We start from the raw sequence: 25529 nt of genomic DNA on the forward strand, positions 1-25529 counted from the left end.
ATCGCGGGAGTATAGGGACGGTCCCGGGGGTTTGCAATGACGAATACGGCAAAAATACGCGCAATGTATTGCACCTTGCGGTCACGAATGATCGGCCGCCCAGCGTCGAGTCTGCCGCGGGATCAAGCCCCGGCATCGGCCCGCAGGGCCGCCAGAACGGCCGTGGTCTCCGGCCGGATGCCGCGCCAGACAAGGAACGACTCGGCCGCCTGCTCGACCAGCATCCCGAGACCGTCGGCGGCCGTTGTGGCACCGGACTCGCGGCCCCACGAAAGAAACGGCTCGGCCTTCGCTCCGTACATCATGTCATACACGCTGCCGCCACGGGCGACCGCCGTAGCCGGGATCGGGGGCACGGCGCCGCCAAGACTGGCCGCGCTGGCATTGATGATAACGTCGAACGCGGGTTCGTGATCCAGCGCTTCGAATCCGCAGCCACGCACGGGGCCGTCGGCCTCGAACTCGCCGGCAAGATCCTCGGCCCGCGCGGGCGTGCGGTTGGCGATCACGATGTCGGCCGGCGTTTCCCCGAGCAGCGGCTCGAGCACGCCCCGGGCCGCGCCGCCGGCGCCGATCAGCAGGATCCGCGCGCCGGCGAGTCCGATATCGAGATTGACCGTCAAATCGCGCACCAGCCCGACACCGTCCGTGTTGTCGCCGGCCACCCAGCCGTTTGGCTGAAGGGTCAGTGTATTGACCACGCCGGCGCGGTGGGCGCGGTCGCTCACGCGGTCGCACCAGGCGCGGGCCTCCGCCTTGAAGGGGACGGTCACGTTGAGGCCGAGGCCGCCGTCCGCGAAGAAAGCCGTCGCCGCCTCGGCGAAGCCGTCCTCCGGCGGCTCGAGCCGGCCGTATTCCAGATCTTCGCCGGTCTGTCGGGCGAACCGTGTATGGATCGTCGGCGAGAGGCTGTGGCTGACCGGGTGGCCGATCACCGCGTAACGGTCACTGGGCATCGCGACGACTCCGGGGCGATGGGTAGAGGCCGGATCGTTGCAGCGGTCCGGCGCGATGTCCAGCGCCCGCATGGGCAGTCCCGGCAGCGCGCGGTTACACTGGCACATCCATTGTGCCGCGGGAGTTGCCGTCGTGACCGATTATCCCAGCCAGCGCGGCCCGTTCCCCCATACGCGCATGCGCCGGATGCGGCGTGACGCCTTCTCGCGACGCCTGATGCGCGAGCATACGCTGACGCCGGCGGACTTTATCTGGCCGGTGTTCGTGCGCGAGGGCGAGGGCGAACGTGAGCCGGTGCCCTCGATGCCGGGTGTCGAGCGGCTGTCGATCGACTGTCTGGTCGAGGCGGCACGGGAGGCGGAGCGGCTCGGCATTCCTGCGATCATGCTGTTCCCGGTCGTCGGGCCGGAAGGCAAGAGCCCTGGCGCCGAGGCCGCGTGGGATCCCGAGGGACTGGTCCAGCGCGCGGTGCGCGCGCTCAAGGAGGCCTTGCCCGCCCTCGGCGTGATGACCGACGTGGCCCTGGATCCGTACACGGCCAGCGGCCAGGACGGCCTGACCGATGCCGAGGGGTACGTCGTCAATGACGAGACCGTCGAAGCGCTCGTCCGTCAGGCCCGCTCGCACGCCGAGGCCGGGGCCGATGTGGTGGGCCCCTCGGACATGATGGATGGCCGTATCGGCAGCATCCGCGCCGCACTCGAGGCGGATGGTCATCGCAATACGCGGATCTTGGCCTACTCGGCCAAATACGCCTCCGACTTCTATGGGCCGTTCCGCGATGCCGTCGGTTCCGCCGGCAACCTCGGCGGCGGCGGCAAGCACAGCTATCAGATGGACCCGGCCAATTCCGACGAGGCACTGCACGAGGTCGCTCTCGACCTGGAAGAGGGCGCCGATATGGTCATGATCAAACCCGGCATGCCCTACCTCGATGTCATCCGCCGCGTGAAGGAGGGCTTCGGCGTCCCCACGTTCGCCTACCAGGTCAGCGGCGAATACGCGATGCTCAAGGCCGCCTTCGGCCACGGCTGGCTTGAAGAACGCGCCTGCACGCTGGAGGCCCTGACGGCGTTCAAGCGCGCCGGGGCCGATGGGATCCTGACGTACTTCGCGCTCGATGCGGCGCGGTGGTTGAACGAATAAGGGCCAAGGGCCAAGGGCCAAGGGCCAAGGGCGAAGGGCCAAGGGCCAAGGGCCAAGGGCCAAGGGCCAAGGGCCAAGGGCGAAGGGCCAAGGGCGAAGGGCCGAGGACCGAGGACCGAGGACCGAGGACCGAGGACGTAGGCCGGCTTTGCGCGGTCCGCGACGTTGGATCCCGGCCCGGACAATGTCACCGCGCAATGCCGGCATTCCCCGGCGGCGGAGGCCGGTGCACATCTGAAATATGACGGGCGCCGGACAAAGCAGGTCTACACAATCCTTGGCCCTTGGCCCTTGGCCCTTGGCCCTTGGCCCTCAGCCCTTTCTTCCCTCCCGCTTGAACCAAACCCCACCCGCACCTATCTACAGGGAAGACTATCGAATCGATCCGCACGGAATACCAGCGAGGGAGGTCCGGGGTACTCGTGGAATACAAGGACTACTACAGCATCCTTGGCGTCGAGCGCGATGCATCGGCCGATGACATCAAACGCGCCTATCGCAAGCTGGCGCGCAAATATCATCCCGACGTCAGCAGCGAGACGGACGCCGAGTCGAAATTCCAGGAACTGCAGGAAGCCTACGAGGTCCTGAAGGATCCGGAGAAACGGGCCGCCTATGACCAGCTCGGCCAGGGCCACCACCAGGGGCAGGACTTCCGGCCGCCGCCTGACTGGGAGCAGCATTTCGATTTCGGTGGCGGCGGTTTCACCGGCGGTGATGCCGGGGCGTTCTCGGATTTCTTTGAGAGCCTGTTCGGCCGTGCCGCCGCCGGTGGTGGCGCGCGCGGCTTCCGTGGCGGTGGCCCCGCCGGCGGTTTTCATGGGCGCGGACAGGACCACACCGCGCGGGTGGAAATCCCGCTGGAGACGGCCTACACCGGTGGTAAACACACGATCACCCTGCAATCGTCGGAGACGACGGCCCGTGGCAACGTGCAGGCACGTCCGCGCAGCCTGAATGTCCGCATCCCGGCCGGGGTCACCGATGGCCAGCAGATCCGCCTGTCCGGTCAGGGCGGTAGCGGTGTCGGCAGCGGCGCGGCCGGCGATCTCTACCTCGAGATCCATCTGCGTCCACATGCGCTGTTCCGGCCGGATGGGCGGGATATCCATCTCGATCTGCCCATCGCACCATGGGAGGCGGCGCTCGGGGCGACCGTCAAGGTGCCGACCCTGGGCGGGGAGGTGGATATGCGTATCCCGGCCGGCGCCCGCAGCGGGCAGCGACTGCGCCTCAAGGGCCGCGGACTGCCCGGTTCGCCGCCCGGTGACCAGTATCTGCATCTGCGGATCGTGGCGCCGAAACCGGAGTCCGACGAAGATCGCGAGCTGTACGAACGCATGCGCGACCAGATGGCATTCGATCCCCGCGCCGGACTGTTCGGGAGGGCCGCATGACACGGGATGAACCGCCAATCGAAGCGGAACTGCTCGAGGCGCTCGAGTCGGTGGGTCTGCGGGAACTCTGCCAGGCCTGCGATATCGAAGCGGACTACGTGATTGAACTCGTCGAGGTAGGCGTGATCGAACCGCATGCGGGGCGTCGACCGAACGAGTGGCGGTTTCCGCCGCACTCGCTTATACGGTTGCAACGCGCCGTGCGCCTGCATCGGGACCTCAGCGTAGAGCCGGCCGGTGCCGCGCTGGCACTCGATCTGATCGAGGAACTCGCGGAACTGCGGCGGCGGCTGCATCGTCTCGAAGGCGATCGCAGCGTCTGATCGCCGCGGCGGGTACGCAGGTGATACAGCAGGCCCCTGGGGGCCGTGCATCGGCCGCCGGGTGACCGTGCCCGAGGGTTGGGTCAGATGACCGTTTCGATCGCGATAGCCGGTGACCGGGTTCGAGGGATTCCATCCCTGCGGCGGCGGCACCTGTTCGAATGGGGTGATGCGCGCTGGCTGCCGGCCGTGTTGCGCCGCTTCATGACGGATCATCTCGCGTTCCATGCCCGCTGGGCATTCCCGCCGGTGGCCCCGGTGCTGGGTGAATCGCTGCGGCGCACGGGCTACGAGCACATCGTCGATCTGTGTTCCGGCGGCGGTGGGCCGTTCCCGGCATTGTTGCCGATACTCGACGAGACGGCCGGGCATCCCCATCACGTCACGCTGACGGATCTGCACCCCGATCCGGCAGCGCTGCGGCGAGCGCGGGCCTGCTCGGGCGAGGCGATCGATTATCTCGAGGAGCCGGTCGACGCCCTGGCATGCCCCGATTCGCCCTCGGGATACAGGACGCTGTTCACCGCATTGCACCACTTCAATCCGGATGAGGTGCGTGGGATCCTCGGAGATGCCGCGGCGCGCAACGTCCCGATCGCCGCGTTCGAAGTCCAGGAGCGAACGCCCCTGAGCCTGGTGACCCTGCCGCTGGCGATGCTCCTGTCGAGTTTCGTGCTGACGCCGTTTCTTCCCCGCTGTTCGGCGCGGCGGCTGTTTTTCACGTATGTCCTGCCGCTGGCGCCGCTGTGTTTCGCCTGGGATACCTTCGTTTCGTGCTGGCGGACCTACACCCCCGCGGAACTGGCGACCCTCGCGGCCTCGCTCGACCGGGAGGGGTACCGCTGGCGGACCGGCTCGACCTCCGCGCGGGGCTATATCGGACGCTATCGGATCAGCTGGATCATCGGTGAACCGGTGCCGTAACGCCCCCGGCCCCTGAATGTCTCCGAACGCCCATGGATGCGGGCCGGGGCTGCAACACCCCGGTCGCGCGGTAATCAGTACCGGTTATCGAACCAGCCCGGGACCTGTTTTACCAGCTCCGCCTTCTGGGCGACGGCTGGACCGGTGAGCACGAACCCGCGCGCCTGCCCCTCGTGATCGTGGAACAGGCCGCGGATTCCCCCGCCATCGGCCTCTTCCTCATGCCACTCGCCCGCGACGCCGGTCGGTGGCGCGTAGAACTGGATCGGGCAACACGGCGTCTTCACGATGACCGGCATAACCGGGTAATGCACCTCGGTGTCCGTGCCCGCCAGTGTGGGGCCGAGCGCACGCGCGGCGTTGCTGATCGGCATCACGAACGGCAGGACGAGGCCGTCGACCTCGGCGCAGTCCCCGAGGGCGTAGATCCCGCTCGCCGAGGTTTCCAGTTGGCGGTCCGTGCGGATCCCGTTGCCGACCTCGATACCGGCGTCCTCGGCAAGGCGGGTGCGCGGGCGCAGGCCGAGGGCGCGCACGGCGACGTCCGCCGGGTGGCGTTCGCCGGCGTCATCGACGACCACCAGGGTATCGCCGTCGCGCTCGACCGCCGTGACCTTGCGGCCGGTCACCACGTTCACGCCGGCCCCGGTCAGCGCCGAGCGCAGGGCGGTACCCGCCTGCGGCGGGAGCGCCCGGCCCATCGGGTAGTCGAGTGCCTCGATGATGGTGACCTCATAGCCCGCGTTTACCCAGTCGTTGGCGAACTCGCAGCCGATCAGGCCACCCCCGATCAGCACCACCCGGTGCCCCTGTTCGAGCGCTTCTCGCGCCTGCGCATAGCTGTCCAGATCGTTGACCGCCAGGACATCGTCGGCGCCCTCGCCTGGCAGGTGGGGATCGATCTGGTTCGCACCGATACCCAGAACGATCTTCGCCGCTTCCAGTTCACTGCCGTCGCTGAGATGCAGGCGGCGGTTCGGGGCGTCGATCGAGGCGACGCGCGCGTGCGTGATCATGCGGGCGTCGAGCTGTTGCCCCATTTCTTCGGCGCTGGCCTGGGCGAGTTCCGCCGGCGTCTTCCCGCGCGCCATCGCATTCGAGAGCATCGGTTTCGTATAGCTCGTACCGTCGTCCGCCGTGACCATCACCAGCGGCGTGGTGGTGTCGTGTTTGCGGAATTCACGGGCTGCGGCGTAGCCGGCGTGGCCGGTACCGACGATGACGACGGGCTGCATGCGGGGCTCCTCATGTTGGCTGCGATCGGGCTACGGCGGCGGGCGGCCGCGAGCCGGCGCGCCATGGTGAGCCGTGGCGTGCCGGGGCGCAATACGGTTCCCGCAAGCGCCATGCACGGGGACAATTGGTGCCCTGAACCGAGGGCATGCCTTACCCCTGTACGTTGCCGTGGGATCGGGTATCCGGGACAGCCTTCCGCGTCCCCGCGTTATGGATTCCTGCGGATGCACGTCCGGGGTTCTCGCCAAGGCGCCAAGGGCGCAAAGGAACGCCAAGGCACATTGAAAAGGAAAAACGATCTCACGCAGAGCCGCAGGGATCGCGGAGATCGCGGAGAAGTACAAAGGCGTGACGGCCTCGGCTTGCTCTTTCACCGATTTGCTCTGCGACCTCCGCGACTCTGCGTGATCCCGCCTTTTCCTTGCCTTTGCGTTCCTTTGCGCCCTTGGCGCCTTGGCGAGAACCGACGGACGAGCGTTTCAGCTTTCCTCTAACCCGAGCCAATCCCGTGGCGGCAGGAAACGGTCGTACAGCTCGGCTTCGGGCGTGCCGGGCTGGGGATGCCAGTCGTAGCGCCAGCGCACCTCTGGCGGCAGCGACATCAGGATCGATTCGGTGCGGCCGTTGGATTGCAGGCCGAACAGCGTGCCGCGGTCGTATACGAGGTTGAATTCCACGTAGCGCCCCCGGCGGTAGAGCTGGAAGTCGCGCTCGCGTTCGCCCCACGTGTACATGCGGCGGGCGTCGACGATCGGCAGATAGGCATCGAGGTAGCCCTCGCCGACGTCCTGCCAGAAGCGATGGCAGGTGGCGAAGTCGGGGCTGTTCAGGTCATCGAAGAACAGGCCGCCGATCCCGCGTGCCTCGCCGCGGTGGCGGATATGGAAGTACTCGTCACACCAGCGCTTGTATTCACGGTACGCGTCGTCGCCCAGGGCACGGCATGCACGGCGGGCGGTGGCGTGCCAGTGCATGCAGTCGGCCTCGAAGGGGTAATACGGCGTCAGGTCGAAACCGCCGCCGAACCACCAGGCATCGGGCGCATCCGGATCGCCGACGATGAATACGCGCACGTTCATGTGCGAGGTCGGCACGTACGGGCTGCGCGGATGCACGACCAGCGATACGCCCATGACCTCGAACGGGCGATCGGCCAGCTCGGGGCGCTGCGCGCTGGCCGACGGCGGCAGGGCGTCACCCATTACATGGGAGAAATTCACCCCGGCCCGTTCGAACAGGGGCCCGTCACTCAGGACACGGCTGCGTCCGCCGCCACCGGCTTCGCGCTGCCATTCATCCTGATCGAACGGGGTGCCATCGCGCCCACCGAGGGCGTCGCAGATACGATCCTGCAGGTCCAGCAGCCACGCGTGGATCGCGGCCCGCGGAATGGTTTCGCTCATGGGTTTACTCGCGCAGGGTTCGCCCGGTGCGGGCGTCGCGGATCGGGGTTGGGCGGTCAAGGTCACCGACCGCGCCTTCAACCACGGCATCGACACCGGCGCCGAACAGTTCCCGGGCGGACGTGGCGTCGCGTACCGGCTCGCCCCCGCTCCGGTTGGCGCTGGTCGATACCAGGGCGCCGCCCCACGCCCGACAGAGTGCAGCGGCGATCGGATGCGCGGTCACCCGCACGGCCAGGGTTTCGTGTTCACCGCGCAGGAATTCCGGGCAATCCGCGGCGGTCGGGAGCAGCCAGGTCGTCGGTCCCGGCCAGGTGGGGCCGATACGCGCCTCGGTCGTCACGTCGATTGGCGCCAGCCAGGGCTGCAGCGCCGCTTCATCGGCGGCGATCAGGATCAGACCCTTGCTCTGCGGACGCTGTTTGAGATCCAGCAGACGGGCGACCGCCGCGGCATTGGCCGGGTCGCAGCCAAGGCCGTACACCGCTTCGGTGGGGTAGGCGACGATGCCGCCGCGGCGGAGTGCCGCTACTGCACGATCGTACGCCGGTGCGTCCGTCAAAGCCCGTGCTCAGCCGCCGGAGGCCTGTTTGCGAGCGGCCGCCACGCTGGTGCCGCCGGCATTCGCCGCCGTTTTCTTCTTGGCGGCAGCCTTTTTCTTAGAGGCACTCTTCTTTTTGGCGGCCGACTTCTTCTTCGCACTCGACTTCTTTTTCGAGGCCGCTTTTTTCTTTGATGCGCTCTTTTTCTTCGAGGCCGTCTTCTTCGCCGCGGCCTTTTTGGCCGCCGCTTTCTTTTTGCCGCGTTTGCGATCGGGTGCGGCGGCGATCAATTCCTGGCAGCGTTCCAGGGTGAGCTCCGCCGGCACTTCTTCTTTCGGCACGCTGGCGTTCTTCTGACCATTCGTGACGTAGGGGCCGAACCGCCCGTTGAGGACCTGGACGGTGGTGCCATCGTCGGTCTCGAACGTGTTGATGATGCGATTGGCGTCCGCGATTTTCTTCTCGCGCACGAGTTCACGGGCCCGTTCCGGCGTGACCGTATAGGGGTCGTCGTCGCCCTTGAGCGAAACGAAGCGGCTGCCGAAACGCACGTACGGGCCGAAGCGGCCGATGCTCGCCTGCATCTCTTCACCGTCCTCGGTCTCGCCGAGGTCGCGGGGGAGATCAAACAGCGGCAGCGCCTCCTCCAGGGTGATGGTGTCCATTTTCTGGCCGGGGCGCAGGCCGGCGAACTTCGGTTTCTCCTCGTCGTCGCGCGTGCCGAGCTGCACGATCGGGCCATAGCGGCCCATGCGCGCGCTCACCGGCCGTCCGGTCTTCGGGTCGGTGCCGAGTTCGCGTGCCTGGATGGCCTCCTCGCGACTGACCGTTTCCTGTTTCTCCGCGATCCGTTCCTGCAGCGGTTCCCAGAAGCTTTCCAGCAGCGGCACCCAGTCCTGCTCGCCCCGGGCTACCGCGTCGAGCTCATCTTCCAGGCGAGCGGTGAACTCGTAATCGACATAATCGTGGAAATGGTTCGTCAGGAACCGCGCGACCACGCGGCCGACATCGGTCGGGAAAAACCGCCGGCTCTCGATCTCGACGTACTCGCGGTCCTGCAGCGTCGAGATAATGCTGGCATAGGTCGACGGCCGACCGATGCCGTATTCCTCGAGTGCCTTGACCAGGCTCGCCTCGGTGTAGCGCGGCGGTGGTTCCGTGAAGTGCTGCTCGAGCACGACGTCGTTCAGCGGCAGCCGATCGCCCTCGGCGATTTCCGGCAGTCGCCGTTCGGCGTCGGGATCGGATTTACTGTCGTCGCGGTCCTCGCGATAGACCGTCATGAAGCCCGCGTGACGGACGACCGAGCCGGTGGCGCGGAAGGCGTGATCGCGGTCGGGCGCTATGCTCGCTCCCACGGCATTGCCGGCGGGGATCAGTTCGACCGCGACCGTGTCCATGGTGGCGTGGATCATCTGGCAGGCGACCGTGCGCTTCCAGATCAGGTCATAGAGGCGCGCCTGATCGGAGGTCAGCCGGTTGCGGATACTCTCCGGGAGACGTTTCGCGGAGGTCGGGCGGATCGCCTCGTGCGCCTCCTGGGCGTTCTTGGATTTGGTCTTGTACCGGCGCGCCTTCTCGGGGAGGTTGTCCGCGCCATAGCGGCCGGCGATCAGTTCGCGCAATTCATTGAGCGCATCTTCGGCCAATGTGACCGAGTCGGTCCGCATGTAGGTGATCAGGCCGACCTGGCCCTCGCCGGTATCGACGCCCTCATACAGCGACTGGGCGACGCGCATCGTGCGCGAGGCCGAGAAGCCCAGCTTGCGGGAGGCCTCCTGCTGCAGGGTGGAGGTCGTGAACGGCGGTGCGGGATTGCGCTTGCGCTGCTTCTTGTCGACCGACTGCGCGATCAGCGCGCCATCCGCGGCGTCGAGGATACGGCCCTTCGCCGCCGTGGCGCCATCCTCGTCCGTCAGCGTGAACTGCTCGAATTTGCGTCCGTCCAGGCGTACCAGTTTGGCGCTGACGGGCTCCTCGCCTTTCGCGAGCGCGGCCTCGACCGACCAGTACTCCTGCGGCACGAACGCCTCGATCTCGGTCTCGCGCTCGGTGATCATGCGCAGCGCGGGGCTCTGCACGCGGCCGGCGGAGAGGCCGCGGCGGATCTTCTTCCACAGCAGCGGCGAGAGCTTGAAGCCGACCAGATAATCGAGCGCGCGCCGCGCCTGCTGCGCGTTGACCAGCTCCATGGAGAGGCCGCGCGGATGCTCGACGGCCTGCTGGATGGCGCCCTTGGTGATCTCGTGGAAGACGACCCGGTCGACGGCCTTGTCGCCGAGGCTGTTGCGCTCGCGCAGCAGTTCGGTCAGATGCCAGGAAATGGCCTCGCCTTCGCGGTCCGGGTCAGTCGCCAGTACCAGCCGGTCCGCCTTTTTCAGCGCCCGCTCGATCGCCTGCACGTGGCGTTCGTTGCGCTCGATGACCTGGTAGTGCATCTCGAAGCCGTGCTCGGGATCGACCGCGCCCTCTTTCGGCACGAGGTCGCGCACATGCCCATAGGACGCCATGACCTCGAAATCCTTGCCGAGGTACTTCTTGATGGTCTTGCCCTTGGCGGGCGATTCGACGATGACGAGATTGCTGGCCATGGATACCGTTCAATAGTCGGCGCGCGGGCGCGGATCCGGACACGCATGGGATGAGGCGGGGCCGGAAGTGGGGGTCAGTCTAGAGGCGTGGATGCGGATTTCCAATCCCGACCGCATGACGGGGCATTCACGCCCGCTGATACAGCCCGCCCGGCGCGACCCGTATGGCCCCCTCCAGTTCCAGCCGCAGCAGCATGGACGCGACCGCCGAAGTATCCAGTCCGCTGGCCGCCGCGAGCTCATCCACGCCGCGCGGTTCCCAGTCGACGCAGGCGAGCAGGCGGCCGTATTCCGGGTCTTGTGCATGGGAGGGCGCGCTCCCGCCGGCTCCTTTCTCCTGAACATCCTCGTCAGCGGCCGCGGGCGACGCAAGGCGCCAATGGTCGCCCAGCAGGTTGGCGATTTCTTCCAGCACGTCATCCCCGGTCTCGACCAGTTTTGCCCCCTGGCGGATCAGCCGGTGACAGCCCCGCGCTACCGGATTGTGGATCGAGCCCGGGATGGCGAATACCTCGCGACCCTGCTCCAGCGCGAGTCGCGCCGTGATCAGCGAGCCGCTGCGCACGGCCGCCTCGACCACGAGCGTACCGATGCTGTTCCCGGCCAGAATCCGGTTGCGGCGCGGGAAGGCCTCGCGCGAGGGGCGGGTGCCGATCGGCAGCTCCGAGACGAGAGCCCCCTCGACGGCGATGCGACGCGCGAGATCGGCGTGGCGGGCGGGATAGATCCGGTCGAGGCCGGTGCCGGCCACGGCGCAGGTGATCCCGCCGCCGGCCAGCGCCCCCTCGTGGGCGGCGCCGTCGATGCCGAGTGCGAGGCCGCTGGCGATGACGAGGCCGGCGCCGGCCAGGTGGCGCGCAAAGTCGTATGCGGTCTCGCGACCGGACGGGGTGGGGTGGCGTGAACCCACGACCGCGAGGCCCGGCATATTGAGGACCTCGGGGTCCCCGAGCACGTACAGCACCGGGGGCGGATCGCCGATACCGGCGAGCGCGCCCGGGTAGCGCGGGTCGTCGAGCGGGATCAGGTAGCGGGCGTGATCGGCCGCGGCCCACTCCAGGTCGCGCTCGATGCCGGCGGGCGTGGTGCGCCGCTGCAGCACCTCGATCGCCGGGGCGGGTATGCGAGCGGCCGCGAGCTGATCGCCCGAGGCCGTGGCGATCCCGGCGGGCGAGCCGAATCGTTCCAGCAGTTCGCGCGCGCGTACGGGCTCCACGCCCGGCGCATGGACGATCCGCAGCCAGCCGTCGACACCTTCCATGGAGTCTCCGGGATCAGGGATTGGTGGCGGTGTCGTTGAGCCGGATCGACTGGGTGGCGTCGAGGATGAGTCCGTAACTCACGCGCTCGAAGGTCCGGAAGATCATGAGCGTCCCGACCCGCTGCGGCGGCAGTTCGACGGTCTCCGTGCCCTCAGCGCTGGCGTACGGGTCCTGCACGGTGCCGCCGCTCTGCATGACCGCGAGGACGTCGGCGACCTCGGCCCCGTCCGTCTCGCCATGGTTGAGGACGACGACCTGGTTGGTCGCCACCTGGGAGATGGCGTCGAAGAGCTGGATGATCTGCGCGTCGACGCGCTCGTCGGGCAGCCGCGGGATGTATTCGCCGCGTGCGAACTGGCGGTCCGCCGGCATCAGGCGGTCACCGCGCAGGATCTCGCGGGTGGACTCGGTCAGGTGCAGGCGCGCGGGGTCGCCGCCCTGGCGCACCGCCGCCTTGCCGACATAGAGCGCTTCGTAGCCGAGGATTTCACCGGTATCCGGTTCGCGCAGCGGGTCGCCCGGGCGATAGACGTTGTACCGGTCGGCATCCGGCTCACTGCCCTCGAATCCACGCGCGAACACGTCGTTGCCCTCACCGCTGATCAGGCGCCCTTCGTAGTTGCCGACGATATAGGGCGCGCGCTCGAGCTCTTCGGCGGTGACCACCCGCGGGCGGTTCAGGAACTGGCGGATGGCGTCAGCGGGGATGCTCGGGATCGCTTCGTCGAGCGAGCGCTCCCGGACCTGCGGTTCCAGTTTCTCGTACCCGTCGCCGCCCTCGGGCATGCCCGGGCGTTCGACGATCAGGCGTGGCTCGCCGTCGCGGAAGGCCAGCGTGATGATGTCGCCGGGGTAAATCAGATGCGGGTTCTCGATCTGCGGGTTGACACTCCAGATCTCCGGCCATACCCATGGATCGCGGAGGAACATGGCCGCGATATCCCAGAGCGTGTCGCCGCGTTTCACGGTATAACGCACGGGGTGCGAGGGTTTTACGTCCTCGCGGGTGACCTTGGGCTCGGTTTTGAGAGCAGGCTCCGGTTCCGATTGGGCGGGTTCGGCCGCCGGTTCGTCGGTCGGCTCCGGTTTCTGCGATGCGCAGCCGGCAATCAGTGCCAGTGCCAGCGCAATCAGGGCGGTACGCAACGCATCGATGGACGGTCGATCGGTCACCGGTCTCTCCCTCGCGCCGTGAATTCGAGCGCATTATTGTCCAGAATACCCGCTGCGGGTGTAGGCGCGCGACCGGGCATGGTGTGCCCATAGTAAGCCGCTGCGGTATCCTGCAGTTAAGTCTTTGACCTGTAAATCTACCTGAAATTCGGCTCGGAACCCATGGCCACACTGGATATTTTGCAGTACCCGGATCCGTACCTGCGTCACAAGGCGGCTCCCGTGGATGCCGTTGATGACGAGGTGCGGGCGCTCGTCGACGACATGCTGGAGACGATGTACGCGGCGCCGGGAATCGGTTTGGCTGCGACCCAGGTCGGTAGCGACCGTCGGATCGCCGTCATCGACGTATCCGAGTCGAAGGATGATCCGCTGGTGCTGATCAATCCGGAGATTCTCGCCCCGGAGGGCAGCGAAACCTCCGAGGAGGGGTGCCTGTCGATCCCGGGCGTGTTCGAGAAAGTGACCCGTCCCGAGTGCGTGACCCTGCGCGCGCTGGATCGGGACGGCAACGCATACGAACTGCAGGCGGACGGTCTGCTGGCGGTCTGTATCCAGCACGAAGTGGATCATCTGGATGGCCGCCTGTTCATCGATCGCCTGTCCATGCTCAAGCGTCAGCGCATTGAGAAGCGCCTGCTGAAACAGCGGCGGCGCGACGGCGACAGCCGCCGCGCCGCGGGCTGACGGGTTTGGCCCGCCAGGTATGAATCGACCCCTGCGGATCGCATTCGCCGGCACCCCCGAGTTCGCCATGCCCGCTTTCCGGGCGGTACTCGACTCGGGGCATGAACTCGTGGCCGTTTTCACCCAGCCCGACCGTCCGGCCGGCCGGGGCCGCCGGCTGACCCCGCCGCCGGTCAAAGAGGCCGCGGTCGAAGCGGGCGTCCCGGTGCGCCAGCCCGATAACCTGACGGTGCCCGATCTGGAAGCGGTCGCCGGCCCGGCCGGGCTCGATCTGCTGATCGTCGTCGCCTTCGGGCAGATCCTCCCGCGCGAAGTACTGGACTACCCGCGTCAGGGCGCGATCAATGTCCACGGCTCGCTGTTGCCGCGTTGGCGCGGCGCGGCACCCATCGCCCGTGCGCTGCTCGCCGGAGACGACGAAAGCGGCGTGTCCGTGATCCGGATGGTGCCGGCCATGGACGCGGGGCCGGTGGTGCTCGAGCAGCGCTGTGCGATCGCGGATGAAGAGACCGCGGCGACCCTGCACGATCGTCTCGCGTTGCTCGGCGCGGAGGCGCTGGCGAAAGTCCTGCAGGACCCGCCGGTATACCTGGCCGCCGCGCGCGAACAGGATCCGGCGCGGGTAACGTATGCGGCCAAGTTGAGCCGAGCCGAAGGGCGGATCGACTGGTCATTGTCGGCCGCGGCGATCGCGCGTGCGGTGCGCGCCCTGCAGCCGTGGCCATGGGCCTGGGCCCCGCTGGAAGAGGGGCCGCTGCGCATCCATGCGGCCGAGGTTCTGGCAGACCAGAAAACCGATCAGGCGCCCGGCACGGTGGTGGCCGCTGGCCGCGATGGCATCGACGTCGCCACGGGCGACGGTGTGCTGCGCCTGCTGCGTGTCCAGCCCGCCGGTCGGCGGGCCATGCCGGCGGCTGATTTCGCCAACGCGCGGAGGCTGCAGGGATGCCGGCTCGACAGCGACTGATCCCCGCGCGCGCCGGCGCCGCGCAGGTGCTGGCGGGCATCGCGGACGGCCGCTCACTGGACGCTGCGCTGGAACGGATCCGGCCGCGGGTCGAGGAGGGTGAGCGCGCGCTGCTGCAGGAACTGGCCTACGGGGCCGTCCGTTTCCGACTGCGTTTCGAACCCCTGTTGCGGGCGCGCCTGCGTCGGCCGTTCAAGCCGCGCGATCGTGACCTCGAGGCCCTGCTGCTGGCAGCCCTGTACGAAATCGCCATGATGCGCACCCCTTCGCATGCCGCGGTCAATGGCGCGGTGGAGGCCGCTGGCGCCCTCGGCAAGGGGTGGGCGCGTGGCCTGATCAATGGCGTGCTGCGGGGTGTGCTCCGCGATCCCGATGCGTTGTCGGTGCCCGATGACCCGCGCGAAGCGCACGGCTGGCCCGAATGGCTGGCGGAGGAACTGGCGCATGACTGGCCACGGGAGTGGCCCGACATCGCCGTCAGCGGCACCGCTCGCCCGCCCATGACCCTGCGCGTGAATCTCGCCCGGGTAACGCGTGATGCGTACATCGAGCGTCTGCACACCGCCGGGATCGAGGCGCGACCGGGACGGGCCCCGGCCGCCTTGACGCTCGAATCGCCGGTCGCCGTCGAGCGCCTGCCCGGGTTTGCCGATGGGCTGGTCTCGGTCCAGGACGAAGCGGCCCAGTGGGCGACCCTGTTGCTCGCGGTGCCGCCGGGCGGGCGCGTGCTCGATGCCTGCGCCGCGCCCGGTGGCAAAACGGGCCATCTCGCCGAAATCCGGCCCGCGCCCGACCACATTGTCGCCGTCGAGTCTGATCCCGCGCGCACCGAGCGTCTGCAGGAGGGGCTCGCGCGGTTGTCCGCCGCCGCCGAGGTGATCGTTGCGGACGCCACCGAGACCGCCGCGTGGTGGGATGGTCGCCCCTTCGACCGGATCCTGCTCGATGCGCCCTGCTCGGGGACCGGCGTAATCCGCCGCCACCCCGATATCAAACTCCTGCGCCGCTCGCGGGACATTGATGCCCTCGTACAGACCCAGGCGCGCCTGCTGGACGCGCTGTGGCCGCTGTTGGCCCCCGGCGGTATGCTGTTGTACGCGACTTGTTCCATCCTGCGGCGCGAAAACGCGCACCAGGTCGAGGCGTTTCTTCGGCGTCACGATGACGCCGTCCCGGTCGCCATCGATCCCGGCGCGGGGCGAGCGGATGGCCCGGGTCGACAGATCCTGCCGGGGGAGTCCGGGATGGATGGGTTCTTCTATGCGTGTCTGCAGGCGAGCGGGGCCGGTGGCGTAGCGAGCGGCGGCGCCGAACCATGAGTGCATCCCGACGTCTGCTGTCGTATGTCGCCCTGCTGGCCGCCGTGGCCGGAACGCAGCTGACGTCTGCCCGGGCGGCGGAGGGCGACATCAGTCGCCCCAGCGCGAGCGTTCGTGTCGTCGATGGTGTCTATCTGCTCGATTCCGTGGCCCGGATCCAGCTCACGGAGCCCGTCGTGACCGCACTCCACAGCGGGGTGGCGCTGACCTTTGCCTGGGAGGTCGAGATCGGGCGTGAGCGCGCGTGGTGGTGGCCGGAGGCCGAGGTCGCCTACGTCACGCAGCGCTACCGGCTCGAATATCACGCCCTGAGTCTGCAGTACCTGGTCACCAATCTGAATACCGGCGAGCGGCGCAGCTTTACGCGCCTGCCCACCGCGCTCGACTTCATCGGCCAGTTGATCGGCTTCCCGATCGTGGACCGTGTCCTGCTCGACGATCCGGGCCGGTACACCGGGTATGTGCGCCTGCGACTCGAGCACAATACCCTCCCGTTGCCGCTGCGGCCGGCCGCCCTGTTCTCGGCCGCCTGGTATCTGGAGACGGACTGGCGCGAATGGTCATTCGAGTAATCCAGCGGCTGGCGACCGGGTTCTGGCCGATGGTCGGCCTCTTCGTCCTGCTGCTGCTGTCACTGTATGTCCTCGGCAACTTCGCCCAGAGCTATGAGCGCTTCGGCCGCTTTTATGTCCTGATCCTGTTCATCAACATTGTCGGGCTCGCGTTCATCGGTCTGCTGGTCGGCGTCAATATCTGGAACCTGACCCGCCAGTTCCGTGAGCGTGCCGCCGGGGCGCGCCTGACCGGCAAGCTGGTGACCATGTTCATCGTGCTGACGCTGGTGCCCGTCACGATCGTTTTCTCGTTCTCCCTGAAGTTCATCAATTCCGGGATCGACTCCTGGTTCGATGTCGAGGTCGAGCGCGCTCTGGACGACGCGTTGACGCTCTCCAAGGAATCGCTCGGTCTGCAGATGCGCACGCTGCAGCGCGTCACCGAGCAGATGGCGGGGCGGCTGGATGACGTAACGAATGAACAGACCGTGCCGCTGCTGTCGAATATCCAGGCCGGGTCCACCGCGAATCAATTGACCCTGCTCTCCGACGGCAACCGCGTGATCGCGACCAGCAGCGATGACATGGCCCAGGTCGTGCCGGTGCGTCCGACGCCGGATATCCTTGCCCAGCTGCGCCAGAACCAGCCGTATATCGGTCTCGATCCGGTGCGCGGCGCGGGGCTGCATGTGCGGGTGGTGGTGCCGGTGGCGGCCGGCAGCCCCGGTGGCGACCCGCGCGTGCTGCAGGCGCTGTATCCGGTCCCCGACGAGATCGATGCACTGGCGGAAAACGTCCAGGCCGCCGTCGGCAAATACCGCCAGCTGACCTATCTCCGCGAGCCGCTGAAGACGAGCTACATCGGGACCCTGACCCTGGCGCTGGGGCTCTCCGTGCTCACGGCGATCTGGGCCGCCTTCTATTCCGCGCGCCGGCTCATGCTGCCGATCCATAATCTGGGCGAAGGCACCCGCGCAGTGGCCCAGGGCAACTACGCCACGCGCCTGCCGCCATCGGGCCGTGACGAACTCGGCTTTCTCGTCGAATCGTTCAATGAAATGACGCGGCGGCTCTCGGACGCCCGCGACCAGACCCGTCTCAGCCGCCTCGAGGTGGAAAGCCAGCGTGCGTACCTCGAGGCCGTGCTCGAACGGATCTCCACCGGCGTGCTGACCCTTGATGCCGAGGGCGCGCTACGGACCGCAAACGCGGCCTCGACACGGATCCTGGGTGTCGATCTCGCGCCCCTGTCGGGGCAACCGCTGAGCGGGCTGGCGGCCGAGCACGCCGCGCTCGGGCAATTCCTGAACGTCGTCATGCCGCACGTTGAGCGGGGCGGCGGCGAGTGGCGCGAGGAGTTCGAGCTGCCGGGCCAGCGGGGGCGCAAGATCATCGTCTGCCGCGGCACCCGGCTGCCGGACCAGCAGGACCTGGCGGGCGGCTGGGTGGTGGTGTTCGATGACATCACCGCGCTGGTCCAGGCCCAGCGCGAGGCCGCCTGGAGCGAGGTCGCGCGGCGCCTGGCGCATGAGATCAAGAACCCCCTCACGCCGATCCAGCTGTCGGCCGAACGCCTGCGCCATCGATTCCTCTCTACCCTGCCGCAGGAAGATGCCGAGCTCCTCGACCGTTCCACATGGACCATCGTGCAGCAGGTCGAGGCGCTCAAGGCCATGGTCCGCGCCTTCGCGGATTATGCGTCCACACCGGCGGCGGACTTCACGGTCGTCGACCTGAATGAGCTGGTGCGCGAGGTGGTGGACCTCTATGACACCGGGGATGGGGCCCGTGTCATGCTGTCCGTGGACGACCCGTTGCCGCCGATCGATGCGGATCGATCGCGCCTGCGTCAGGTGCTCCATAATCTCATCAAGAACGCACTCGAGGCGCAGAGTGCTGCCGAATCGACGGGCCCGGTCACCGTGGCGACGCGGCTTCTGCCGGCGGACGGACACGACGGTCCGGCCATCGAACTGCGGGTCAGCGATACCGGGCAGGGCATCCCCGCCCAGATGATCACTCGTCTGTTCGAGCCGTACATGACCGGCAAATCACGCGGCAGCGGTCTGGGGCTGTCGATCGTGCGCCGCATCGTCGAGGAACACGGTGGGTCGATCGAGGCCGAGAACCGACCGGAGGGCGGGGCATCGATCCGTATCCGGTTGCCCGCCCGAGTCGCGCACACCGCCGATGGAGCGATCGTATGAGCCCTGCACGCGTCCTCGTTGTCGATGACGAACCGGACATCCGCGATCTGCTGCGCGAGATCCTCGAGGATGAAGGCTACACGGTCACCGTGGCCGGGGACGCGGAGCACGCGCGGATCGCACGCCGGGAGGATCATCCTGATATCGCCCTGCTCGACATCTGGATGCCCGATGTCGACGGCATCACGTTGCTGAACGAGTGGCACGGCGGGGAGGCGCCCGGATTCCCGGTCATCATGATGTCCGGTCACGGGACCATAGAGACGGCCGTCGAGGCGACTCGCCTCGGGGCATTCGACTTCGTCGAGAAGCCGCTCTCACTGGCCAAGCTGCTGGTCACGGTTCGCAACGCCCTCGGGAGCGTGAGTGCGCGCGGGGGCGATGGTGGACGCGCTCCGCTCGCGCCGCGCCGCGACCTGATCGGCACGAGCCGGAGCGTCGTCGACCTGCGCGATCGGATCGCGCGGCTGGCACACGGTTCCACGCCGGTGCTCGTGCGCGGCGAGCCCGGCACCGGGAAACGCACGGCCGCCGCACTCCTGCATGAGCAGGGGGAGCGGGCGCGGCAGCCCCGGATCGAACTCGACCTGGGGGCCGTCGGCAGTGCGGCGGCGGTCGACGCGCTGTTCGGCGACAACGGTGCATGGCAGCGCGCCGCGGGCGGCACGCTGGTGATCAATGATCTGGCCGAGCTCCCGCTGGCGGGTCAGGCGGCCCTGTTCGAGCGGCTTGAACCGGGTGGCGGGGCGGGAGCGCCGCGCCTCGTGGCCCTGACGGCCGAGGATCTGCCGACGCTGGTCGATGCGGGGCGTTTCCGGGCGGATCTCTACCACAGCTTGAATGCGACCGTGGTCCACGTGCCGGCGCTGCGTGATCACGCCGAGGATCTGCCGGAACTGCTCAGTCATTTCGTCGACCGGATGGTCGCCCGCGACGGTCTCGTCTACCGCCGCTTCACCGTCGCCGCCCAGAACCGGCTGCGTCACTACGACTGGCCGGGCAACGTCGCTGAACTCGCCAGCCTGGTCCGGCACCTGCTCACCCGCGGCGAGAGCACCGATATCGATACCAAGGCCGTCGACGAAGCCCTTGCTGAACTGCGCCCGCGCGTGGGCGTCGCCGCGACGACCATGCCGCTGCCCCTGGATCTGCCCCTGCGCGAGGCGCGTGAACAGTTCGAGCGCGCCTACCTCCAGCATCAGCTCCGCGCCGTCGGCGGACGCATCGGGGAACTCGCCCAGCGCGTCGGCATGGAACGCACCCATCTCTACCGCAAGCTCAAGAGCCTGGGTATCGAGTACGGGGCCAGGGACAAGAGCTAGACTCCGGGTGGTTTCGGGCGCTGTCCGTTTTTCTCGCAGAGGCGCGGAGTTCGCGAAGAGCGCGGAGAAAGTCAAAAGCGGTATCTCGCCAAGACGCGGAGCGCGCCAAGAAAAGCGAGATAAAAAAACACGGGCGTCGACGGTTACGCCTCGCGTACGTCTCGTGCCGCGGACGAGTATTCAGCGTCCGATAATCATCGGTTGTTGCCGCGCCTCTGCGGTAGAAACCAACGGCGCCGAGAGCGCTACGGGTATTGAAACCGGCTGGCTCCCTTCGGCCGCAAACTGGCCGACGTCACTCTCAATCTCGCCTTTCTTGGCGTGCTCCGCGTCTTGGCGAGAAACCGGTTTTGACTCCCGCCGCACCCCGGCGCGACTTTCATTCCGACCACTGGTAACGTCGCAGCGGCCACAAACAGGTACAATCCCGCGCCATCCGCGGCGGCGGCGATCGGAATCCAGGCGGTAGCCATGAAGATCATCATCCTCGGTGCAGGTCAGGTAGGGGCCTCGGTCGCCCACAACCTCGCCAGTGAGGACAACGACATCACGCTGGTGGATATCAATCCCCAGATCCTGCAGGGGCTGCAGGACAAGCTCGATCTGCGCACGGTGACCGGGGTCGCCTCGCACCCGGGGGTGCTGCGCCAGGCGGGTGCGGACGATGCCGACCTGATCCTCGCCGTGACCAACAGCGACGAGGTCAACATGATCGCCTGTCAGGTCGCGTATACGCTGTTCCATACGCCGACCAAGATCGCCCGTCTGCGCAGTGCCGAGTACCAGGTGGAGCCCAAACTGTTCGCCCAGGAGGCGATCCCGATCGACGTGCGCATCACGCCGGAACTGCTGGTCACCAACTATGTCCGGCGCCTGATCGAATACCCCGGGGCCCTGCAGGTTCTTGATTTCGCCGAAGGGGCCGTGCGGCTTGTCGGCGTGAAGGCGTTCTACGGCGGGCCGCTGGTCGGCCACGAACTGCGCACGCTGAAAGAGCACATGCCCAACGTGGACAATCGCGTCGCGGCGATCTATCGGCAGGGCCGGGCCATCATCCCGACCGGCGATACCGTGATCGAAGCCGACGACGAGGTGTTCTTCGTCGCGGCGCGCAAGAATATCCGCGCGGTCATGTCGGAACTGCGCCGCCTCGACAAACCGGTCAAACGGGTCATGCTGGCCGGCGGCGGCAATATCGGCCGCAATCTGGCCGAGCGCCTGGAAAAGGAGTTCCGGGTCAAGCTGATCGAGTCGAACCCCGATCGGGCCCGCCACCTGGCGGAAAACCTGGAGCGCACGATCGTCCTGCACGGCGATGCGGCCGACCGTGAACTGCTGCTGGAGGAAAACGTCGATGACATGGACGTGTACTGCGCGCTGACCAACGACGACGAGGCCAATATCCTCTCGGCGATGCTGGCGAAGCGCATGGGCGCGACCAAGGTCATGGCCCTGATCAACCGCCCGGCCTACGTCGATCTGGTCGAGTCCGGCATCATCGATATCGCGATCTCGCCACAGCAGGTGACGATCGGTTCGCTGCTGGCCCATGTCCGCCGCGGCGATGTCGTGGCCGTGCACTCGCTGCGGCGGGGTGCCGCCGAGGCCATCGAGGCGATCGCGCATGGCGACCGCCATACCTCGAAGGTCGTCGGCCGGCGCATCTGCGAGGTGCCGTTGCCGAAGGGTGCCACCATCGGTGCGCTGGTGCGGGGTAACGAAGTCATCATCGCGCACGACGACGTCATCATCCACACCGAGGATCACGTGATTCTGTTCCTGATCGACAAGACCCGCATCCCGGATGTGGAACGTCTGTTCCAGGTCAGCGTGACGTTCGTCTGACTCCGGTCCGCACCGATGCATTTTGCCGTCGTCCAGAAAATCCTTGGTGGTCTGCTGATCCTGTTCAGTATCACCATGCTGCCGCCGGTGCTGGTGGCACTCATCGACGGCGACGGTTCGTGGCTGCCGTTCCTGCAGTCGTTCGGGATCATTCTCCTGCTCGGTCTCGCCGTCTGGTTGCCGGCGTCGCGGGCGCGGCAGGGGCTGCGTCTGCGCGAAGGGTTCATCGTGGTGGCGCTGTTCTGGACCGCGCTCGGTCTGGCGGGGTCATTCCCGCTGATCCTGTCGACGGCGACCGACCTTTCGGTCACGGACGCCGCGTTCGAGGCGATATCCGGACTCACGACCACCGGGTCGACCGTGATCGTCGGTCTCGACAACCTGCCGCGCTCGATCCTGTTCTATCGCCAGCAACTGCAGTGGCTCGGGGGCATGGGCATCATCGTGCTCGCGGTCGCCATCCTGCCGATGCTCGGCATCGGCGGTATGCAGCTGTACCGGGCCGAGATGCCGGGGCCCGTGAAGGACAACAAGCTGACGCCGCGGATCGCCGAGACCGCCAAGGCCCTCTGGGTCATCTATGTCGGTCTGACCGGGCTCTGCGCGATCGCCTACTGGCTCGCGGGCATGACGCCGTTCGATGCGCTCGGGCACAGTTTTTCGACCGTCGCGATCGGGGGATTCTCGACGTACGACGCGAGTATGGGGCACTTCGACAGCGCCCTGATCGAGATGATCGCGGTCGTGTTCATGGTGCTGGGCGGGACCAACTTCGCGCTCCACTTCGCTGCGATGCGCCGCCGCAGTCTGAAGCCCTATGCGCTGGACCCGGAGTTCCGCACGTACCTCAGGCTGCTGATCGTCGTGGCGGTGATCACGGTCGGTTACCTGACGATCGAGAATACCTTCGACACCTTCCCCGAGACCCTGCACCACGGGATCTTCCAGGTCGTGTCGATCGCGACGACGACCGGTTTCACCTCCGCTTCGTTCGCCGACTGGCCGGATTTCCTGCCCGTACTCCTGATCTTCGCCAGCTTTATCGGTGCCTGCGCCAGTTCGACCGGCGGCGGCCTCAAGGTCATCCGGGTGCTGCTGCTGTTCAAACAGGGCCGGCGCGAATTGACCCGCCTGGTGCATCCGCGCGCGCGGGTGGCCGTGAAGATCGGCAACAAGGCACTCGACGACCAGCTCGTCCAGGGCGTGTGGGGATTCTTCGCCACCTATATCCTTTGTTTCGCGGTCGGCATGCTGTTGCTGATGGCGGCGGGCCACGGTCAGGTGACCGCGTTCTCGGCGATGGCCGCGACGCTCAACAACCTGGGGCCGGGCCTTGGAGAGGTCGCCTCCAACTTCCGTTCCCTGGACGCGTTTTCCAAGTGGGTGCTGTGCGCGGCGATGCTGCTCGGGCGGCTGGAGATCTTCACCTTCCTGGTGCTGTTGACCCCGGACTTCTGGCGCCGGTGAGCAGCGTGGGCCGGGAATCCAGTGGTGGCGGGGCGCGGCCGTGAGTGGCGCGCGACCGATCGAGGGGATGCCGTCGGCGCTCCCGGGAGTGGCCTATGCGCTCGGGTCGTTCGGCCTCTGGGGCCTGTTCCCGCTGTATTTCAAGGCGGTCTCTTCGGTGCCGGCGCCGGAGGTGCTCGCGCACCGGGTCGTCTGGTCGGTGGTCTTCGTCGGGGTGCTGCTGTTGCTGGTACGGCAATGGGGCACGGTCGGTGCGATCCTCGCCGACCGCCGCCGACGCTACCGCCTCATCGCCTCTTCGCTGCTGATCTCGGCGAACTGGCTGATCTTTATCTGGGCCGTCGCTCACGATCGCGTGCTGGAGGCGAGCCTCGGGTACTTCATCACGCCCCTGGTCAGCGTATTGCTCGGCCGGGTGGTACTGGGCGAGCGCCTCTTTCGCGTGCAGTGGCTGGCGGTTGGCCTTGCCGCCGTCGGCGTAACCTGGATGCTGGTGGGCGTCGGGGTGGTCCCCTGGGTCGCGCTGGGGCTGGCGGCGACGTTCGGCAGCTATGGTCTGGTCCGCAAGCTCGCGGACGTGCCGGCGATCCCGGGCCTGTTCGTCGAGACGCTGATCGTCGGGCCGCCGGCGCTTGCCTACCTGCTGTGGCTGGGTCTGGAGGGCGCCGGCGAGTTCGGTGCCCGAGGTGTCGGCTTCGATGGGCTCCTGATCGCCGCCGGGCTTGTGACGGCGACCCCGCTGATCCTGTTCGCGCAGGCGACGCGCCGGCTGCGCCTCGCATCGGTCGGGTTGTTCCAGTACATCGTCCCGACCATGCAGATGCTGCTGGCCGTGTTCGCCTTCGGCGAGGTCTTTACGCCGCAGCACGCGATTACGTTCGGTTGCATCTGGATCGGTCTCGCGTTGTATTCGGCGAGTGCGTTCGGTGGCCGCGAGCGCGCACGAGGAGTCGTACGATGAGTCGAATCGAACAGTTCGAGAAAATGCTGGCGGGTGGCCAGGACGGCGCCTTGTTACGGTTTTCGCTGGGGAACGAATACCTGGCGGCGGACGATCCGGCGCGGGCGGCGGAGCATCTGCGCGCGGCGGTCAACCATGATCCGGACTACTCGGCCGCCTGGAAAGCGCTCGGCACGGCACTGGATCGTGCCGGTGACAGCGCGGCGGCGATGGCGGCCTGGCGGGACGGCGTCGAGGCCGCCGAGCGGCGCGGCGACAAACAGGCGGCCAAAGAGATGCGTGTTTTCCACCGGCGGCTGGAAAAACGCGGGCAATGAGCGGGCCACCGCGCGAGCTGCTGCGGCCGCGTTACTGGCCCAGCTGGCTGGGCCTTGCGCTGCTGAGCCTCGGGCTGTTGTTGCCGCGACGGTGGCGCGACGGTATCGCGGCCCGCTTCGGCGATCTGCAGTACCGGCGCCATGTCAAAGCGCGCGAGACCGTCGAGCTCAATCTCGCGTGGTGCTTCCCCGACTGGAGCGCGGACGAGCGCCGGCGGGTCGCGCGCGAGCACTTCCGGGCCTACGCGCGGGTCATCGCGGATCAACCGCTGTCATGGTGGGATCGTTCCGGGCGGCGTGTCCCGCGCCACTGCAGCGTGACGGGGCTGGAACATCTGCAGGCGGCGCGTGCGGACGGCGCCCCGGTGATTCTGCTGAGTCCGCATACCACGGCGGTGGACTTCGGCGGCCTCGGGCTGACCCCGTACGCCGAGCTGTCGACCATGGCGAACCGTCTGGATGATCCGATCCTGCAGTGGGCCGTCCATCGTGCCCGCGCCCGCCACGGCAACGTGTTCCTGCGCGAGGACGGTCTGCGGCCGGTGGTCCGCGCTTTGCGGGCGGGGACGGTGTTCTATTACATGCCGGACGAGGATCTGGGGCCGCGCGACAGCGTCTTTGTCACTTTTTTCGGCGTGGAGAAGGCGACGCTGACCTCGCTCGGCCGCCTCGCGCGCCTCGCCCGGGCGAAGGTCGTACCCATCATGGTGTGCTACAGCCTCGAGCGGCGGCGCTATGAGGTGGAACTGCGGGCGCCGCTCGCCGATTTCCCGAGCGGCGACGATCAGACGGATGCGCGCGCGATGAACGCGGCACTGGAAGAGAGTATCCGGCGGTGCCCGGCGCAGTATCTGTGGAACCAGCGCCTGTTTCTCAGCCGGCCTGATGGCAGCCGCATGGCGTACCCGAAGCGGCCCCGCCGGCGTTGA

The 25529-nt window shown here is 67.6% G+C and carries 22 protein-coding genes; 15 read left to right on the forward strand and 7 right to left on the reverse strand.

Going from position 1 to position 25529, the window contains the following annotated elements; translation table 11 throughout:
* Window positions 1–122: 122 nt before the first annotated feature.
* Window positions 123–956 (reverse strand): shikimate dehydrogenase, encoded by an 834-nt coding sequence (aroE, locus tag A0W70_RS11485; RefSeq protein WP_070989386.1) that lies wholly within the window; start codon window positions 954–956, stop codon window positions 123–125.
* Between the two features lie 133 nt (window positions 957–1089).
* Between aroE and hemB the strand changes: the two genes are divergently transcribed.
* From hemB to A0W70_RS11505, 4 genes are all read left to right on the forward strand, one after another.
* Window positions 1090–2103 carry a porphobilinogen synthase gene (gene hemB, locus A0W70_RS11490; RefSeq protein ID WP_070989387.1) on the forward strand — a complete coding sequence of 338 codons (1014 nt, stop codon included), beginning with the start codon at window positions 1090–1092 and terminating at the stop codon, window positions 2101–2103.
* Between the two features lie 422 nt (window positions 2104–2525).
* Window positions 2526–3500: a DnaJ C-terminal domain-containing protein gene (locus A0W70_RS11495; RefSeq protein WP_070989283.1), complete on the forward strand. Its 975-nt coding sequence runs from the start codon at window positions 2526–2528 to the stop codon at window positions 3498–3500.
* On the forward strand, window positions 3497–3823 hold the full coding sequence (locus tag A0W70_RS11500) for a chaperone modulator CbpM (RefSeq protein ID WP_139150846.1): 327 nt from the start codon (window positions 3497–3499) through the stop codon (window positions 3821–3823). Before A0W70_RS11495 ends, A0W70_RS11500 begins: the two co-directional genes overlap by 4 nt.
* 87 nt (window positions 3824–3910) lie before the next feature.
* The gene (locus tag A0W70_RS11505) at window positions 3911–4747 is read left to right on the forward strand and encodes a class I SAM-dependent methyltransferase (RefSeq protein ID WP_070989284.1); all 837 of its coding nucleotides are present in this window, start codon (window positions 3911–3913) and stop codon (window positions 4745–4747) included.
* A 74-nt stretch (window positions 4748–4821) separates the two neighbouring features.
* On the opposite strand, the gene A0W70_RS11510 is transcribed toward A0W70_RS11505, so the two are convergent.
* From A0W70_RS11510 to A0W70_RS11535, 6 genes are all read right to left on the reverse strand, one after another.
* Window positions 4822–5982: an NAD(P)/FAD-dependent oxidoreductase gene (locus A0W70_RS11510; protein ID WP_070989285.1), complete on the reverse strand. Its 1161-nt coding sequence runs from the start codon at window positions 5980–5982 to the stop codon at window positions 4822–4824.
* Window positions 5983–6462: 480 nt separating this feature from the next.
* Entirely contained in the window at window positions 6463–7386 is a 924-nt protein-coding gene (hemF, locus tag A0W70_RS11515) for an oxygen-dependent coproporphyrinogen oxidase (protein WP_070989286.1), read from the reverse strand.
* A 4-nt stretch (window positions 7387–7390) separates the two neighbouring features.
* Window positions 7391–7948 (reverse strand): L-threonylcarbamoyladenylate synthase type 1 TsaC, encoded by a 558-nt coding sequence (tsaC, locus tag A0W70_RS11520; RefSeq protein WP_070989287.1) that lies wholly within the window; start codon window positions 7946–7948, stop codon window positions 7391–7393.
* A 9-nt stretch (window positions 7949–7957) separates the two neighbouring features.
* Window positions 7958–10519, reverse strand: a complete 2562-nt coding sequence (locus A0W70_RS11525; RefSeq protein ID WP_070989288.1) for a DNA topoisomerase I — start codon at window positions 10517–10519, stop codon at window positions 7958–7960.
* 127 nt (window positions 10520–10646) lie between these two features.
* Window positions 10647–11780 (reverse strand): DNA-processing protein DprA, encoded by a 1134-nt coding sequence (gene dprA / locus A0W70_RS11530; RefSeq protein ID WP_070989289.1) that lies wholly within the window; start codon window positions 11778–11780, stop codon window positions 10647–10649.
* Window positions 11781–11793: 13 nt separating this feature from the next.
* Complete coding sequence (locus A0W70_RS11535) at window positions 11794–12954, reverse strand: LysM peptidoglycan-binding domain-containing protein (protein ID WP_217495434.1); 1161 nt, start codon at window positions 12952–12954, stop codon at window positions 11794–11796.
* Between the two features lie 162 nt (window positions 12955–13116).
* Here A0W70_RS11535 and def point away from each other — a divergent pair, with 162 nt between their 5' ends.
* The 11 genes from def to A0W70_RS11590 all read left to right on the forward strand — a co-directional run bounded on the left by def (window position 13117) and on the right by A0W70_RS11590 (window position 25529).
* On the forward strand, window positions 13117–13641 hold the full coding sequence (def, locus tag A0W70_RS11540) for a peptide deformylase (RefSeq protein WP_070989290.1): 525 nt from the start codon (window positions 13117–13119) through the stop codon (window positions 13639–13641).
* 19 nt (window positions 13642–13660) lie between these two features.
* Window positions 13661–14608, forward strand: coding sequence for a methionyl-tRNA formyltransferase (gene fmt / locus A0W70_RS11545; RefSeq protein WP_070989291.1), 948 nt, complete (start codon window positions 13661–13663; stop codon window positions 14606–14608).
* Window positions 14587–15927, forward strand: coding sequence for a 16S rRNA (cytosine(967)-C(5))-methyltransferase RsmB (gene rsmB / locus A0W70_RS11550; RefSeq protein ID WP_070989292.1), 1341 nt, complete (start codon window positions 14587–14589; stop codon window positions 15925–15927). The genes fmt and rsmB overlap by 22 nt, the downstream gene beginning before the upstream one ends.
* Window positions 15924–16499 (forward strand): DUF4390 domain-containing protein, encoded by a 576-nt coding sequence (locus A0W70_RS11555; RefSeq protein WP_083330972.1) that lies wholly within the window; start codon window positions 15924–15926, stop codon window positions 16497–16499. Before rsmB ends, A0W70_RS11555 begins: the two co-directional genes overlap by 4 nt.
* Window positions 16484–18688, forward strand: coding sequence for a sensor histidine kinase (locus tag A0W70_RS11560; RefSeq protein WP_083330973.1), 2205 nt, complete (start codon window positions 16484–16486; stop codon window positions 18686–18688). The genes A0W70_RS11555 and A0W70_RS11560 overlap by 16 nt, the downstream gene beginning before the upstream one ends.
* Complete coding sequence (locus tag A0W70_RS11565; RefSeq protein WP_070989293.1) at window positions 18685–20010, forward strand: sigma-54-dependent transcriptional regulator; 1326 nt, start codon at window positions 18685–18687, stop codon at window positions 20008–20010. The genes A0W70_RS11560 and A0W70_RS11565 overlap by 4 nt, the downstream gene beginning before the upstream one ends.
* Before the next feature lie 471 nt (window positions 20011–20481).
* Window positions 20482–21855 (forward strand): Trk system potassium transporter TrkA, encoded by a 1374-nt coding sequence (trkA, locus tag A0W70_RS11570; RefSeq protein ID WP_070989294.1) that lies wholly within the window; start codon window positions 20482–20484, stop codon window positions 21853–21855.
* Between the two features lie 15 nt (window positions 21856–21870).
* A complete protein-coding gene (locus A0W70_RS11575; RefSeq protein WP_070989295.1) occupies window positions 21871–23322 on the forward strand; it encodes a TrkH family potassium uptake protein in 1452 nt (483 codons plus the stop codon).
* 40 nt (window positions 23323–23362) lie between these two features.
* Window positions 23363–24283 (forward strand): EamA family transporter RarD, encoded by a 921-nt coding sequence (rarD, locus tag A0W70_RS11580; RefSeq protein ID WP_217495435.1) that lies wholly within the window; start codon window positions 23363–23365, stop codon window positions 24281–24283.
* Window positions 24280–24600, forward strand: a complete 321-nt coding sequence (locus A0W70_RS11585; protein WP_070989296.1) for a tetratricopeptide repeat protein — start codon at window positions 24280–24282, stop codon at window positions 24598–24600. The genes rarD and A0W70_RS11585 overlap by 4 nt, the downstream gene beginning before the upstream one ends.
* Entirely contained in the window at window positions 24597–25529 is a 933-nt protein-coding gene (locus A0W70_RS11590) for an LpxL/LpxP family acyltransferase (RefSeq protein ID WP_070989297.1), read from the forward strand. Before A0W70_RS11585 ends, A0W70_RS11590 begins: the two co-directional genes overlap by 4 nt.

This window comes from Halofilum ochraceum (genome assembly GCF_001614315.2).
Taxonomy (GTDB): Bacteria; Pseudomonadota; Gammaproteobacteria; order XJ16; family Halofilaceae; genus Halofilum; species Halofilum ochraceum.